Here is a 16046-nt window from a genome sequence, read left to right on the forward strand (position 1 = left end):
AATAGCCCTAATATTATATATTAGTTTTTATATTTAAATATAAAATTAATAATTATGAATATAGCTAATAAATATGATGCAATTGTAGTTGGGGGAGGCCATGCTGGTCTAGAAGCAGCTTTTGCTTTATCTAGAAAAGGTCATAAAACATTGCTGATTTCATTAGACAAAAATCGTTTAGGAATGATGCCGTGTAATCCATCAATAGGGGGTCCTGCTAAAGGAATTATAACTAAGGAAATCGATGCACTAGGAGGAATGCAAGGTTATTGAGCAGATTTATCTATGATACAGTTAAAAGTACTCAATCAATCTAAAGGCCCTGCCGTGAGAGCATTGAGAGCCCAAATAGATAAAGAAAAATATAGTAATATTGCCTTAGAATACGTTTTAAAACAATCAAATTTAACTTTATTAGAAAGTACAGTAAGCGAAATTATCGTTGATAAAAATAATTATTTCTTAGGTGTTAAATTGGAAAATAATGAAATTATCAATGCTAATGTAGGAGTAATAACAACTGGCACATATATGGATTCGAGAATTCTAAGAGGAAATGATATTACTATTAGTGGTCCGGATAATCAAAAAACAACTTCAAAACTTAGCGAATCATTAAAAAATTGTGGATTTATTTTACAAAGATTAAAAACAGGTACTCCCCCTAGAATATATTCTGATTCAATTGATTATTCGAAAGTTCAAGCAGAAATACTTAATGACATTAATTTGAGCTTCTCGAATAGATCAAATGTTAAAATGCCTAAACAAATTGCATGTTATTTGACCTATACTACTCCTCTTACTCATAAAATTATTCAAGAAAATTTAACAAAAAGCGCTATGTATTCTGGCTTAATAGAAGGAATAGGCCCAAGATATTGCCCTTCTATAGAAGATAAGATTGTAAAATTTTCTGAAAAAGAAAGACATCAAATTTTTTTTGAACCAGAAACAGCTGATGAAACAATTACTTATGTTAATGGATTGTCAACTTCTATGCCTATTGATGTGCAAAAAAAAATAATTGAGTCAATTCCGGGATTAGAAAATGCTAGAGTACAAAAGTGAGCATATGCTATAGAATACGATGCTATAGATCCATTGCAACTTTATCCTTCTTTAGAAACCAAAGTTGTTAAAAATCTTTTTACTGCTGGACAAATTAATGGAACAAGTGGTTATGAAGAGGCTGCAGGGCAAGGTATTATAGCAGGAATCAATGCTGGACAAAAGTTAGAAAATAAAGATCCTATTATAATTTTGAGAAATGACGGTTATATAGGTGTTTTGATAGATGATTTAGTCACTAAGGGAACAAAAGAACCATATAGAATGTTAACTAGTAGGGCTGAATATAGATTGCTTCTAAGAAACGATAATGCAGATATTAGATTGGCAAAATATGCTTTAAAAGCAAACATGATTTCTAAAGAAGAACATGACAAAATAATAGAGAAATATGAATTAATAAACAAAAAAATTGAAGAATTAAGCAAAACACATTTATCTAGTAAAAGTGAAATAGCAAAAAAATACAATATACTTAATGGTCCAACTTTATTAAAAGTCATAGCAAGACCTGATGTTGATCCTTTTGAACTAATAACTGATTTCCCTTATATTGAAGAATTAGTTATATCAGTTAGATTATTTGGATATATTGAAAAACAAAAAAATGATGCAAATAAATCAATAAAATTAGAAAATTACAAGATACCAAATAATATTGATTACGACAAAATAATAAATATTGCTACTGAAGCTAAACAAAAATTAAATAAAATTAGACCTTTAACAATTGGACAAGCAAGTAGAATAAGTGGAATTAATCCTTCTGATATTCAAATGCTTCTTTTTTATCTAGAAATAACAAGAAAAAAAGATGAAAAAAATTAGAATAATATCTGTTGGTTCATTAAGTCCTTTATTCAGGCAGTTGTATAAAGAGTACGAAAATAGCGTTAAAAAATTTTGTTTATTGGAAACTGTAGAAATAAAAGAATTTAGTCAAATTAAAAATATTCAAGAAAAAAAGCAAAAAGAAACAGAAAAAATTAAATCGTTTTTAACAAGCAATGAAAAGGTAATAATTTTGTCCTTAAAAGGAAAACAAATTAACTCAGAAAAATTTTCTCAAATAATAAATTCAATTGAACAAATAACTTTTATAATTGGTGGATCAGATGGTATTGATGAAGATTTATTTGATGATAAAAATAAAATTTCTTTTTCTCAAATGACTTTTCCTCATCAATTATTCAAAATAATGTTAACGGAGCAAATTTATAGAGCTTTTATGATAATAAAAAATAAAAAGTATCATAAATAACATATATAATTAAGTAGAATTTATTTTGCTGTTTTTGCCCATAATTAAGGAGAAAAATGTCAAACAAAAATATAGTACTAAACGAAAAAAACGCGGAAATTATAAGAAAACTTACAATTCCTCAAAATGAATGACAAAATTTATTGAAAAATAAAAAACAGGAGATTGCTTCAAAAATAAAAATTAATGGATATCGCCCTGGAAAAGCTCCAAAAAATGTTATTGATCAACATATAAATATGGGTGAAGTTTTTAATAGAGCTGTTAATGAATTTGTTTCAAAAAAATATACCGAAATATATGAGGAGATTAAGAAAGAAAATAATAGAGCTGTTAATTATCCTTCAATAAATATAACTAGGTTAACTGAAGAAATGGCCGAAATAGAATTGATATATCCTTTAGAAGCGGATGTTAATTCTATTAAGATGGATAATTTGAAATCTAAATTTTCATTACAAGAAGTTAAAGATAAAGATATTGATGATTATATCAATTCTAAATTAAGTTCTACAGCATTATTATTGCCTCTTAAAAAAGATGAAAAAACTAAAAATGGTGATACTGTAACTATCAATTATAAAGGTTATGTTAATGATGAACCTTTTGATGGCGGAGAAGCTGAAAACTACCAATTAAAATTAGGAACTCATACTTTTATAGATAATTTTGAAGATCAATTACTCGATAAAAAAGTTGGTTGAAAAGGAGAAGTAAAAGTAAAATTTCCCGAAAATTATCCAGTTTCAAAATTGGCTAATGCTCCTGCTGTTTTTGATGTAACTATTTCTGAGGCTAAACGTCCCGAAGAAATTAAATTAACTAAAGACAATATAAGTCAATTAGGATTAGGAGAAAAAATCGCCTCTATTGAAGAAGCAAAAAAAGCCATCAATTTGATATTAGAAAAGCAAAAACTTATTTATTCTCTTGATTTGTTTATTGACGATATTTTTAGCGAAATTCTTAAAAACAATGAATTATATATTCATAAAAATGTAATAAACTTTGAAGTTTCTCAAAGAAAAAATGAAATCAAAAAAATGCTCAAACAACAAAATGTTAAATACACTGATTATTTAGAATTATTAGGCCAAAATGAAGAGCAATTAGAACAACTTATCTATAAAGAAGAAGAAATCAAAGTTAAACGTTCAATTGTTATTAGTCATGTTATAAAAATGGTTCAAGGTGATGTAAAAATAGATGAAAAAGATTACACTATTTTAGAAAAATACCAATCTTTAGTTTCGGGAATTAATTTTGAAAACCTTAAATCTTTTGTGGATTCTTCAGAACAAAATAAAAATAGATTAAAAGTACAAATTGAAGATACAAAAGTAAAAGAATTAATTTTAAATAAATTTCATAAAAAGGGATTTGAAGAATATATAAAACAAAACGACGAAATTAATAAAAAAATCGATGCTTATGTGGCAGAAGAAAAAAAAGTAACTGAAAAAATTAAAAAAACTTCTAAAAAAACAAGCAATAATAATAAAAAATAATTGGAATCTCTTTTTTAAGAGATTTTTTATTTTGAAAAATAAAATAAATTAAAATAATAATAATTTAATCTTTGTTTTCGAAAGGCAAAAAATGATAAAAGAAATTTTAAGAGAAAAAACATCAGATGTTATATTAAAAGCTTTTTTCAAAGGGGATGAAATTAAACCTTATCTAATAGAAAAACAGGGTCAAATTACAGAATATCTTAATGAAAATGTTGCCTATGTTTACTTAGGTGAAAAAGAAAAGCTAACCAAAGAAGATTTATTAGATATATTTAAGAATATTGCTTCTTCACAAATCAGAACTTATTTAGTTGATATTAAATCTTTCAAGACTCCTTCATTGTGCAAATGTGAAGTTTTACCAATTTTAGTAAAAGCCACATATTTTATCAAAGCTGATTTATATAACGAAAAAATAAGCAAAAAAGAAAATAACTTTGAATTATTGCCCTATCTAGATGAAGAAATTTCAAAGGATTTAAAAAATGCTTTTGAAAAAGAAATTATTCTTTCTGAAGCAACTAATTTTGCGAGAAATTTACAAATAATGCCACCAAATATTTGTAATTCTGAATACTTAGCTGATATTGTTGCTAAGGATTTAGAACAATATCCTAATCTTAAAATTACTGTTTTAAACAAAAAAGAAATTGAAAAATTACAAATGGGATTGCTTCTATCAGTAAATAGAGGAAGTATGTATGAACCTAGAGTAGTTGTTATTGAATATAATGGAAATTCAAAATCTAAAGAAAAGACAGTCATGGTGGGAAAAGGTATAACTTTTGATTCTGGTGGATATTCATTAAAAGGATCTAGACATATGTTGGGAATGAAATTCGATATGTCAGGGGCAGTGATAGTTGCTTCTGTAATGAAGGCTATCGCACAATTAAAACCTAAAAAGAATTTTTCAGCAGTTATGTGCATTACTGATAATAGAATAAACGGAGATGCGTCCCTTCCTGATTCTGTATGAAAATCAATGAATGGAAAATCCGTAGAAATAAACAATACTGATGCTGAAGGAAGATTGGTTATGGCTGACGGACTAACTTATGCTGTAAGAAAATTAAATGCAACAAGATTGATTGATGTCGCTACATTAACAGGCGCCATTCTTTCTGCATTAGGAACAACTTATACTGGTGTATGAGCAACTAGTGATGATGCTTGAAATGATATTTATAAAGCTGCAAAAAATGCTGGAGAATTAATTTGAAGAATGCCTTTTGATTCAGCATTTGCCAAAAATATCAAAAAATCTAAAGTTGCCGATTTAAAAAATACCGATTTGTCTGGAATGGGAGGATCAAATTCTGCAGCAATGTTTTTAAAAGAATTTACAGAAGATATTGAATATATTCATTGTGATGTTGCTGGAACAGCAGAAATTTCAGAAGAACCTCAAGGTGTATTAGTTCATACTTTAACTGAATTAGCCCTAATTTAATTCTATACAACCCTCTTCTTTAAAAGAACGGGGTTTTTTATACAGATAATGTATTTAAATTTTAAAAATACTGGTTTATTAGAAGTAATAACTGGGCCTATGTTTTCAGGAAAAACAGAAGAACTAATAAAAAGAATAAAAATTCTTGAAATTGCCGGAATAAAAACATTAGTAATAAAACCAAAATTTGATACTAGATTTTCAAAAAGCAAAATAGTAAGTAGAACAGGTTCGTCTATAGAAGCAATAAATATCGATAAATCGAAAGATATATTAAAATTTTGAAACCCTTCTTTTCAGGCTGTTGCAATTGATGAAACTAATTTTTTCGATAAGGGATTGTTAAAAGTAATAGACAAATTAATCTTACAAAATATTAGAGTTATATGTTCTGGATTAGATATGGATTTTTTAAGAAGGCCTTTTGGAATAATGCCACAAATTTTATCCATTGCAGATAAAATAGATAAATTGAAAGCTGTGTGTGTTATTTGCAAAAATTCAGCTGGTTTTTCTTTTAGAAAAATTGTATCTAATGAAATAAATTTATTAGGTAATAATGAATACGAAGCTAGATGCAGAATATGCCATATTAAAGGAGAATTTGAAAAAAGAAATAATAATTCTCAATAGAGTTTATTATTTCTTTTTTTCTATACTTAGAGTATAAGTTCTAGATAGTTCTTCATCATTATTAATTCATTTTACGTAAATATCTATATCTTTGTTTTCCTTTATTTTATAATCAAAATTTATATATCCTTGACTGTATTTAAAATTATTAACTACATATTTCATAAATGCTGGAATAACGTTAATATCAAATTCTGTTTCTCCATTATTAATTCTTATATATTCGTAAAATTGTTTGGCTTTTATATTAGGAAAAATATCGTAATTTATAATATTTCTGTTTGATTCAAAATTTTTATTGTTCTTATTATTTGTTATTGAAATATTATCAGTTTCAATAGAAGTTAATTTTGTTTTTGTTGATGTAAGGGCTACTGGCAAAGCTATAGAAACTATTGCTCCAACAGCTACAAAACTTATTAATATTTTTTTCTTAGGTGTTAATTTGAGTTTCATCTTTTTTTCAATAATATAAACTATTGATATTTTTTAAATCATCAACAAAATTTTCAGTCTCCTCTAAATTAACTTCATATTTTAATATTTCTTTATCATTTATTTCGTCAATATAAGTTAATTTTATTTTTATCAATCCGGTATCTTTATCTAAAAGAGGAGAAATTATTTTATAATCGTTGAAAATGTTTATTATTTGTTTATCCTGATTTTTGCCGTTTCCATAATAATCGTATACTATTTGATAGTTATTTACAAAGTCCTGTCCAGCATTATATGGAATTAACAATCCTTTCGGTTTATCCGATTCAACTATTTTAAATTGTTTTTGCGAATAATCATATTCTAGAGGATAACTATATTTTCATTCTTTTAATTGAACAAATTCATTTGGCGATTCAAACAAATCACTAATAAGCGACTCTTTAAGATTTATTTTAAAATGATAATAAGGATTGAAAAAATTTAATTCATATTTAGGCGGCTGTACTTTACGAGGATAAAACTGTTGATAAAATAAATTATATTTCTTGAATTTTGGACCATTTTTATAGAAATTAGTTGTTACGATAGGAAATCTATTTTCTGTGTACTGTAAATCATATGGTAAATCTGATAAGACATCATGATTGTTTAATTCTGCTTGTGCAATATTTTCTATAGGTTTTAAATAATTTATTTTATTAAAAGATAATTTTAGATTATCAAATGAGGTTTTTATATTATTTGAGTTATTTGATCCAAAAAAGAAATTTCATTTGTAAGGTATTTTTATATTGACTTCGTTATTATCAATATAATTATTTATTTCATTGTAATTATCTAAATTTTCTTTTGTTATTCTAAAATAATTTACATCGTTTTTGTTAAGTTTATTTTCAAAAATCACGGAAAAAGTTTTTAATTCAGAAAATTTTATTCCTAAATCACTACTGCTTAAATTGAATGAAAACATATGATATTCATTATTTTCTCTTCTACCTGACTCTCCTAATTGATTTTTATAGGCATCAATAATAAATCCATTGTCAAATACTTCTTCAAAAACTTTTGTTTTATCCTTTGAAAGTTGTACTAGTTGACCATTAACTTCAAAATTTATATGACTTAAAAAATTACTAACTTGTTTTTCTTTAACAAATAATGTGGCATTTATTCATAAAGTATCATTTTGATACAATCTTCTAATTGACACAACTCCTTTGGTTATTAGTTGATTGTCGTATTCATTTCATCCCCCAAATTTTTGTATAGAAAAACGCTCTCTTTCTAAAATTATGCTATGTATGTTTTCTTTTTGATTTTCTTGAATATTGTAATTAACTGTTGAGATAATAATACAAAAACTCCTCTACTGCATTATTTTTATGCTTATAATAAGATGATTTACAAAAATATTGTTCATATCAATCTTTGTCAGTATATTTATTTATAAAGTCATTTTCAATAATCAACTTATTAGTTTCTTCCAAAAGATTTAATACTCTTTCCAATTTATTATCGGGTTCTAATACAGCTTCTTTTATATATCCTGATTTGGACTGTTTAGCCAATAAATAACTTTGTTTGTTTGCTTTTTCAACATTGCATATTCCTTGCACTATCTTATATTTCTCTTTGTTAGACATTTGTTTTAAATAATTTCTTGGTAAAAATGTCATTTTTTCTCCTTTCACTTCTTAATTCCAAAAAAATTATTTTTACCTTAAAAAAAATAAAAAAAGCGGAATAAATTGAAATTTTCCACTTTTAATTATATTTTTTTATATTATTTCAACTTAATGGCCAGTTTTTAGGAGTTTTAAAAATCTTCTGAAAAACTATTACATATGATTTTTTGCTATATTTTTTTATTAATATTTTTTCTTTATATTCTGGAAAAATATTAATAAACTCATCAAGTTCCTTTTGATAATTTTCTCCTTTTATCAAATAAAAATAACCTTTATCCCTCAACAAATGATGTGACATTAAGAAAATATTTTTTATTGAAGAAACGGCTCTTGCGGTAATAACATCAAAAATATAATCTTTTACGTTTTCTGTTCTATCATTAATTATCGTAAAATTTAAATTCAAATCATTTTTAACATTTTTAAGAAAATTGCATCTCTTTGTTTGACTCTCTATAATCGTTAATTCACAATAATTATTTTCTATTAAAAACGGAAGAGAAGGGAATCCTGCTCCTGCTCCTATATCAAGTAATTTTAGATTATTTGGAAAAATTTCCATGTAAGGATTAAAGGCATCTATAGAATTAATTATTCCTTCTAATCAAATTTCTTCTGTATTTTTAAACCCTGTTATATTCATAACCTTGTTTTGTTCGAAAACTAAAAAAGAATATTTTTTAAGCAAATTTTCGTTTTTCATAATCTATTTAGATATCTGACTTGCCAAATTTTCATATACCTCAGAAATAGAAGTTCCATTGATATGACATTCAATAATTTTTGATAAAAAAGAATCTAAACTAACAATTTCTAATTTACTGTATTTACTTGATAAATAGGTATTATCAATTGAATCCGTTATGATGACCTTTTCTATTGTTTCATCTTTTTCAAAAACATCAAATCCTTTGGTAAAAAGACCGTGAGTAGCTGCAACAATTATTTTTTTTGCTCCATTTTCCTTCAACGTGTGTACAGCTTTTAAAATTGTGCCACCAGTATCGATAATATCATCAATAATTACTGCATTTTGATTTTTTACATTTCCAATAAGGCCCATAACTTCAGTTTGATTAGTACCAATTCTTCTTTTGTCTATTATTCCTATTTTTACTGTTTTAGAAATCAATTCAGCTAATTGTCTTGCCCTAAAAGTCCCACCATGATCAGGGGAAACCACCGTAAAATCATATTTAGATTTTTTTATTGCTTTAGCCAAAGTATAAGAACCTCTTAAATCATCAATAGGTATATTAAAAAAACCCTGAATAGCTGGATTATGTAAATCAACAGCAATTATTTTATTAGCTCCAGATACTTGTAATAAGTCAGCAACTAATTTTGCACCTATAGGTTGTCTTCCCCTTTCTTTCCTATCTTGTCTAGCATAACCATAATATGTTAAAACAACAGTTATAGAATGCACGCTTGCCCTTTTCAAAGAATCAATGAATAATAATAAATCCATTAGATTATCATTAACTGGTTTTGATGTATTCGCGATAATAAATGCATCTTTCCCTCTTACGGCTTTAGTGCTCACTAACATAGATTCACCATCTGAAAATGTTGTTTTTTTTATTTCGCTTAACGATAAATTTAGTCTGTTTGCAATTTTTTCTGCTAGAGATAAACAATTAGGCATACCAAAAATGATAACATTACATTTTTTCATTATTTCTCCAATAAAATAAATTATAGGAAATATTAGTTTTTTACCTGCTTTTCTCTTATACTGAATATACCCAAAGTAAAATCAACAAGATATGTTTTATTCTCAATAATTTGATTTTCAATTATTTTTTGTGCTAATAAAGATTCAATATGATTTTGAATATATCTTTTAATTGGTCTTGCACCAAAATTAGAATCATACGCACTTTTAGAAATTGCAATTAAGGTTTTTTCACTAAATTCTATATTTATTGATTTATTTTCTCTTATTCTTTCACTTAATTTATTTAATTCTAAACTAACTATTTCTTTTATGTTCTCGTGAGTTAAATAATTAAATGGAACAATTTCATCGACTCTATTAACAAATTCAGGTGTTAAATATTTCAAAATTAATTCTTTAAAATTAGCATTATTTATTTTATTTTTTAAAATTTCTTCTGCCCCCAAATTTGATGTCATAATAACTATTAGATTTCTACAATTGATAATTCTTCCCGTTGAATCAGTAATTGTTCCATTATCAAGCAGTTGCAGCAATATATTTAGAACATCTTTATGTGCTTTTTCAATTTCATCAAACAATAAAATGGTATAAGGATTTTTTCTAATTTTTTCAGTTAGTGATTCGGTAGAATCAAATCCAACATATCCTGGGGGAGATCCAATTATCTTAGAAACTGAATGTTTTTCCATATATTCTGACATATCTATTCTTATCATTTGCTTTTCACTATCAAAAAGAGATAATGCAAGCGCTTTTGCTAATTCAGTTTTTCCTACACCAGTAGGACCTAAAAACAAAAAAGAAGCGATAGGTCTATTAGGGTCGTTAATATCAGCTTTTGATCTTAAAATTGCTTGTGAAACAGCTTTGATTGCTTGTTTTTGACCAATTATTTTTTTTGACAATTCTTCATTTAGAGAAAGTAATTTTTGTTTTTCTGTTTCCAATAATTTTTTAACTGGAATATTTGTTCATTTTGATACTATTATTGCTATTTCTTCAGGTGTTACAGTATCTTTAATAAGAGTAGAAGTAGAATTATTGATTTCATCTTCTTTTTCTTTGATTTCCTTTTCTAATTTAGGCATTTCAACATACATTATTTTTGATGCTTTTTCGTAATTACTCTCGTTTTGTGCAATTGTTAAAATATGTTGTAAATTATCCATTTTGCTTCTCAAATTAGACAAATAATTTAATCTATTCTTTTCTTGTTCTCATCTTATTTGTAAATCATTAATTACTAGATTAAGATCATTTATTTCTTTCGAAATTTTTTCTATTCTTTCGAAATTTTTATTAGTTTCTGTGAGAGCAATTTTTTCCATTTCTAATCTAGTTAATTTTTGTTTTGATTTTTCTAACTCCTCGGGTTGAAAATTAATTTCAGTTTTTATTGTTGCCGCAGCTTCATCAACTAAATCAATCGCCTTATCAGGTAAAAATCTGTCACTTATATATCTTGAACTCAAATTAGCAGCCTTGATTAAAGCATCATCTTGTATTTTTACGTTATGGAAATTTTCAAGACGTTCTTTTATTCCTCTTAAAATAGTAATTGTGTCGGAAATAGAAGGCTCATTTACATCTATTTTTTGCATTCTTCTTTCAAAAGCACTATCTTTTTCAATGTATTTTCTATATTCATCGAAAGTAGTAGCTCCTATTAAATGCAATTTCCCTCTTGCCATTAGTGGTTTTACAATGTTTGCTGCGTCCATTCCTCCGGATGCATTTTTTCCAGTTCCTATAAGCATATGAATTTCATCTATAAAAACAATAATATCTCCGTTTGAATCTTCAATTTTTTTTAGAACTTCTTTCATCCTTTGTTCAAATTGTCCTTGATAAGAGGCTCCCGCTATCATACTAGTAATATCAAGTTCTATTACATCTTTACCTTTTAAATTTTCTGGAACTTGTCCTTCAACTATTTTTCTTGCTAAACCTTCTACAATTGCTGTTTTTCCTACTCCTGGCTCGCCTACTAATACAGGATTATTTTTAGTTTTTCGACTTAAAATACGTATCATACGTCTTATTTCTTCGTCTCTATTTATAACTGGATCTAATTCATTTCTAGCTGCTAAATCAGTTAGATTTCTACCATATTTTTTTAATATATCCTCTTTTGATTTTTTTTCACTATTCATGTTGTTTAACAATTCATCAATATTACTAAAATCCATAAAGCCTCCTTATGATTATTTTAGCACTTAAGATATTTTGTTGCTAAATATTTTATATTATTTTGTTTTATTTTTTGTTATATTTTTTTTATGCGTCTTAGAAATGATAGAAATTCCGAAGAAAACATTAAGAAAACAAAATATTGATATTCTCCCGATAATTATCCTATTATTTTGAATAAAGAATCAATAATCGAAATAGGCATGGGAAAAGGTGAAATGCTTACTAGAATGGCAAATGAAAATCCTAACATGATATTTTATGGTTTAGAAAAATATCCTACTGTTGCATATAAAGCAGTAAAAAAAGCAGAAAAATTAAATTTAAATAATTTTTTTATAATTCTTGATGATGCAAAAAATCTAAATAATATTTTCAATAATTATGCAAACACCATATGGTTGACTTTTAGTGATCCCTGACCTAAAGCAAGACATGAAAAAAGAAGGTTAACATATAAAACTTATTTAGATGGATATGAAAAAATAATGGATAATGATAGTACTTTAATTTTTAAAAGTGATAACGATAAACTATATGAGTATTCATTGGAAAATCTTATAAAAAATAAGTGAATAATTATTAAAAACGGAAACGATCTTCACAAAAGTTCATTTCAAAAAAATAATATAATGACCGAATATGAAGAAAAATGAAGCAAACTAGGAAAGAACATTAATTTCATTTTTGCTAAAAAACCTATAAAATAAAAAAAGTTGAAATTTAACGAATAGTACTATAATATAGCTAGTTATACTAATTTATTAACTAGTTTTCGAAAGGAAATATGACAAAAAAAGAATTTATTTTAGAAATTGCTAAACAAATGGATGTACCCGTAAGAATGGCAGATAAATTTTTTGATGCTTTTGTTTTTGTTCTTAAAGAACAACTAATTGCAGAAGAAAAAATTCAGCTTTCAAATTTAGGTACTTTCGATACTAAAGTTAGAAGGGGCCGTGAAGCTGTAAATCCTTTTGCTAAAGAACAAGGTGAAAACGAGAAGCAAATCATTACAATTCCTGAAAAACGTATTGTTAAATTCACTCCTTCTAAATATTTAAGAGATATTGTTAATTTCTAACTTATACAAGGTATAAAATCTATTATTCCAGGAAAAGATAATTCAAGATTTATACCTTGTTTTTTTATTATTTCGTAGGATATTTTTTTATTTAAGAAATCTCTAATATTCTCATATTTAACAAAATAAAATTCATCAAATATTGAAAAGAATATTATTAAAAATGATATTCCGCCGTTATTATTTATTTTTTCTAAATATTTAACTTGATGTTTCTTAATGTTATTTTTTGGTAAATATTTTTCGTTTGTACTTTTTGCTTCAAATGCAACAAAATTCCCCTTAAAACAGCCTATATAATCTACCGTACTTTTATTGTAAATTCTAGCTTCCGATAGTTCTCCTTTTTCATTCACTTTCTTGAATTTTACTGGAAGCATCTTTTTTTCAATATAAGCTATTTTATTCCTTTCATAATAATCAATTGTCTTGTTTATAATCGTTTCTAAAAGCATCCCACGATTTTTTAAATATGTATTCATACACTACTTAATTCTAGTTTAAGAATTAAAAATTGCATAATAAACAAAATGTGGAAAAAGAAGCGTTTTCGTTTAATTTTTGTTTAATTCAATATTAATATAAAATTAATTAATATGAATATTGGGGTAGACTTAGTTAAAATTTCTAGATTTAATAATAAAACTGAGGGATTTATAAAAAGAATATTACATAGAGAAGAATATGCCTATTTTACTGATATAAACGATAATTTAAAAACAAAAACTTTAGCAACTTTTTGAGCAATAAAGGAAGCTATTTTTAAGGCAAATAATTCGTATTATAGCTTTGCTAAAATACTACTTAAAAAAGAAAATAATAAGTGAATTCATCCTAATTTTTCTATTTCAATATCACATGAAGATGATTATTTAATTGCCTTTGTAATTGAAAATAAGGAGTAAAATGCTAAGTTTTAATCTAAAAATGATTTTTTGCTGACCTGTTTTTCTATGATATTTATGAAGAATCGTGGCATATGCAAAAAAATATAAAAAAATGCCTGAACATCACTATCCTCAGCAAAGAAATAATTGATTACTAAAAAGAGCAAAAATGCTCCTTTGAATGTACAATATAAAACTGATTATAAAAGGATATAACAATTTACCTAAAGGACCTTTTATATTAACGCCTAATCATAAATCAAATATCGATCCTCTAATAGTATTAAAAGCTCTTGAAAAACAAACAAAAGAAAAAGATGTGCAAAATAAAATCCCCACTTTTTTAGCAAAGAAAGAATTAAGAAAATCTAAATTAGCGATGGCCGCTATAACTTTAAATGATGGCGTATTGATTGATAGGCAAAATTTTAGAGAGGCAATCAAATCTCTTAAAGAATTCGGTGATTTTGTCAAAGAAAATCACACTGTGGGAGTAGTTTTCCCTGAAGGAACTAGAATCAATAGCGCTAAATTAGGAGAATTTAAAGAAGGCGCTTTTAAAGTTGCCTACAATTATTACCTTCCAATTGTTCCTTTAGCAATTTCTGACACAAGGGATGCTACTAATAAAAAAAGAAGAAAAAAATTGATTATTAATGTTACTTTTTTGCCTATGATTAAACCTAATACGATAATTTCAATGGAAAAAGGTGCAATTGCAAAAAAAGTTAAAAATAATATAGAAGAGGTTCTTTATAATGGCCACTAGAGTAAGTTTATATGAAACAGAAGATAAAAAATATGATATTAAATTAGAAAATTTTGACGGCCCTCTTGATTTGCTTTTAGCTTTAGTTCAAGAAAAAAGAATTGATATCATGGATGTTGATTTGGTAGAGCTTGCAACTGAATACTTAAGAATAGTAAATAATTGAAAAGATAAACTAGAAAATGGACAAAACGAAAATAATGAAGATGCTTCCGTTTTAGGAGATTATTTAGTTATGGCTTCAACTTTATTGCTTCTCAAAACTAAAATGCTTCTTTATACTCCTGAAGAAAAACCAGAAATAGAAGAAAGTAAAAGAGAAATTTTACAAAGACTTTATGAATATCAACAATTCAAAGAAGTTTCTAAAGCGTTACGTGAACAAGAAGGCCTTAGAAAAGATATTTTTATTAAAAAAGCTAGCAATGTAGATGAATTTATTATTGACGATGATAAATTAACTATTGATGGCCATTCAAATCCTCTTAAACTTATCCTTGTCCTTAGAAAAATGTTTGAAAGAGCTTTTGCAAATCAATTAAAAAAAACTAAGTTAGATCACTTTGATAAAACGCCTAAGGATCAAATCCCTTTTATTTTAAATCTATTCGAAAATCACGAAGTTGTTACTTTTGAAATGATATTTACTCAGCCTACATTAAATCACTTTGTTATAACTTTAATGGCCGTTTTAGATTTAGCTAGAAGACAAATAATTAGAATTTATCAAGAAGAAGATTTTGGTATATTAAAATTCGAGAAAGGCCCTGAATATGAAGAATAATATTATTGAAGCACTATTATACATACAAGGCGACGAAGGACTTAATTTAGAACAATTACAAGAAATATTTAACCTTAAAAATAAAGCTGAAAGCAAAAAAGTAATGAATGATTTCATCAAAAATTATAACGCTAGAGAAACTGCTCTTAAAGTAGTAGAATTTAACGAAATTTACAAATTTGCAACAAGAGAAACCTACAAGCAATATATCCAAAAAATGGTGCAAGTTGTTAAGAAACATCGTCTTTCAAATGCTGCCATTGAAGTTGCTGGAATTATTGCCTATAAACAACCTGTTACTCGTTCAATGGTTAGCAACATTCGTGGGATTTCAAGTGATAGTTTAATTGAAACTTTAGTCAATAAAGGAATGATAGAAGTAGTTGGTATTAGCAATACTCCTGGGCAACCTAAACTTTATGGCGTTACTAATAAATTTTATGATTATTTTAGAATTAAATCTATGAATGAACTTCCAAAACTAAACGAATTTAACTATATAGATGGCGAGGATAAAGAAGAAGATTTTAGCCTTTTTGATAGTCAAAGAGAAGAAAACAATTTTCATCAATAATAGTGTTATTTTG

18 protein-coding genes are annotated in these 16046 nt (G+C 26.1%); 11 read left to right on the forward strand and 7 right to left on the reverse strand.

Going from position 1 to position 16046, the window contains the following annotated elements:
- The first annotated feature begins 54 nt into the window (after positions 1-54).
- From mnmG to EXC33_RS02565, 5 genes are all read left to right on the forward strand, one after another.
- Positions 55-1899: a tRNA uridine-5-carboxymethylaminomethyl(34) synthesis enzyme MnmG gene (gene mnmG, locus EXC33_RS02545; RefSeq protein ID WP_046096998.1), complete on the forward strand. Its 1845-nt coding sequence runs from the start codon at positions 55-57 to the stop codon at positions 1897-1899.
- A complete protein-coding gene (locus tag EXC33_RS02550) occupies positions 1886-2332 on the forward strand; it encodes a 23S rRNA (pseudouridine(1915)-N(3))-methyltransferase RlmH (RefSeq protein ID WP_046096999.1) in 447 nt (148 codons plus the stop codon). The genes mnmG and EXC33_RS02550 overlap by 14 nt, the downstream gene beginning before the upstream one ends.
- Before the next feature lie 56 nt (positions 2333-2388).
- Positions 2389-3840, forward strand: a complete 1452-nt coding sequence (gene tig / locus EXC33_RS02555) for a trigger factor (RefSeq protein WP_046097000.1) — start codon at positions 2389-2391, stop codon at positions 3838-3840.
- Positions 3841-3931: 91 nt separating this feature from the next.
- A complete protein-coding gene (locus EXC33_RS02560) occupies positions 3932-5299 on the forward strand; it encodes a M17 family metallopeptidase (protein ID WP_046097001.1) in 1368 nt (455 codons plus the stop codon).
- A gap of 48 nt (positions 5300-5347) precedes the next feature.
- Complete coding sequence (locus tag EXC33_RS02565) at positions 5348-5932, forward strand: thymidine kinase (protein ID WP_046097002.1); 585 nt, start codon at positions 5348-5350, stop codon at positions 5930-5932.
- 6 nt (positions 5933-5938) lie between these two features.
- On the opposite strand, the gene EXC33_RS02570 is transcribed toward EXC33_RS02565, so the two are convergent.
- The 6 genes from EXC33_RS02570 to EXC33_RS02595 form a co-directional block, all read right to left on the reverse strand.
- On the reverse strand, positions 5939-6388 hold the full coding sequence (locus tag EXC33_RS02570; RefSeq protein ID WP_046097003.1) for an MHO_1590 family protein: 450 nt from the start codon (positions 6386-6388) through the stop codon (positions 5939-5941).
- Positions 6366-7583, reverse strand: coding sequence for an MHO_1580 family protein (locus EXC33_RS02575; protein WP_046097004.1), 1218 nt, complete (start codon positions 7581-7583; stop codon positions 6366-6368). The genes EXC33_RS02570 and EXC33_RS02575 overlap by 23 nt, the downstream gene beginning before the upstream one ends.
- A 124-nt stretch (positions 7584-7707) precedes the next feature.
- Complete coding sequence (locus EXC33_RS02580) at positions 7708-8049, reverse strand: MG284/MPN403 family protein (RefSeq protein ID WP_046097005.1); 342 nt, start codon at positions 8047-8049, stop codon at positions 7708-7710.
- Positions 8050-8137: 88 nt separating this feature from the next.
- Positions 8138-8764, reverse strand: a complete 627-nt coding sequence (gene rsmG, locus EXC33_RS02585) for a 16S rRNA (guanine(527)-N(7))-methyltransferase RsmG (protein ID WP_046097006.1) — start codon at positions 8762-8764, stop codon at positions 8138-8140.
- A gap of 3 nt (positions 8765-8767) precedes the next feature.
- Positions 8768-9739 carry a ribose-phosphate pyrophosphokinase gene (locus EXC33_RS02590; RefSeq protein WP_046097007.1) on the reverse strand — a complete coding sequence of 324 codons (972 nt, stop codon included), beginning with the start codon at positions 9737-9739 and terminating at the stop codon, positions 8768-8770.
- Between the two features lie 32 nt (positions 9740-9771).
- A complete protein-coding gene (locus tag EXC33_RS02595; protein ID WP_052717031.1) occupies positions 9772-11934 on the reverse strand; it encodes an ATP-dependent Clp protease ATP-binding subunit in 2163 nt (720 codons plus the stop codon).
- 90 nt (positions 11935-12024) lie between these two features.
- Here EXC33_RS02595 and trmB point away from each other — a divergent pair, with 90 nt between their 5' ends.
- Together trmB and EXC33_RS02605 are read left to right on the forward strand one after the other, a co-directional pair.
- The gene (gene trmB, locus EXC33_RS02600) at positions 12025-12645 is read left to right on the forward strand and encodes a tRNA (guanosine(46)-N7)-methyltransferase TrmB (protein ID WP_046097008.1); all 621 of its coding nucleotides are present in this window, start codon (positions 12025-12027) and stop codon (positions 12643-12645) included.
- A 77-nt stretch (positions 12646-12722) separates the two neighbouring features.
- Complete coding sequence (locus EXC33_RS02605; protein ID WP_046097009.1) at positions 12723-13019, forward strand: HU family DNA-binding protein; 297 nt, start codon at positions 12723-12725, stop codon at positions 13017-13019.
- Here EXC33_RS02605 and recU read toward each other — a convergent pair.
- Positions 13016-13501, reverse strand: coding sequence for a Holliday junction resolvase RecU (gene recU, locus EXC33_RS02610; RefSeq protein WP_046097010.1), 486 nt, complete (start codon positions 13499-13501; stop codon positions 13016-13018). The two genes, EXC33_RS02605 and recU, sit on opposite strands and share 4 nt — an antisense overlap.
- Before the next feature lie 114 nt (positions 13502-13615).
- Here recU and EXC33_RS02615 point away from each other — a divergent pair, with 114 nt between their 5' ends.
- The 4 genes from EXC33_RS02615 to scpB are packed head-to-tail and all read left to right on the forward strand — an operon-like array spanning position 13616 to position 16033.
- Positions 13616-13924 (forward strand): holo-ACP synthase, encoded by a 309-nt coding sequence (locus EXC33_RS02615; RefSeq protein ID WP_046097011.1) that lies wholly within the window; start codon positions 13616-13618, stop codon positions 13922-13924.
- Between the two features lies 1 nt (position 13925).
- Complete coding sequence (locus tag EXC33_RS02620; RefSeq protein ID WP_046097012.1) at positions 13926-14675, forward strand: lysophospholipid acyltransferase family protein; 750 nt, start codon at positions 13926-13928, stop codon at positions 14673-14675.
- Positions 14665-15459 carry a segregation/condensation protein A gene (locus EXC33_RS02625; RefSeq protein WP_046097013.1) on the forward strand — a complete coding sequence of 265 codons (795 nt, stop codon included), beginning with the start codon at positions 14665-14667 and terminating at the stop codon, positions 15457-15459. The genes EXC33_RS02620 and EXC33_RS02625 overlap by 11 nt, the downstream gene beginning before the upstream one ends.
- Entirely contained in the window at positions 15449-16033 is a 585-nt protein-coding gene (gene scpB / locus EXC33_RS02630; RefSeq protein ID WP_046097014.1) for an SMC-Scp complex subunit ScpB, read from the forward strand. The genes EXC33_RS02625 and scpB overlap by 11 nt, the downstream gene beginning before the upstream one ends.
- The last annotated feature ends 13 nt before the right edge of the window (positions 16034-16046 follow it).

Origin of the sequence: Mycoplasmopsis meleagridis (assembly GCF_900660695.1) — a bacterium.
In the GTDB taxonomy this organism is placed as follows: Bacteria; Bacillota_I; Bacilli_A; order Mycoplasmatales; family Metamycoplasmataceae; genus Mycoplasmopsis; species Mycoplasmopsis meleagridis.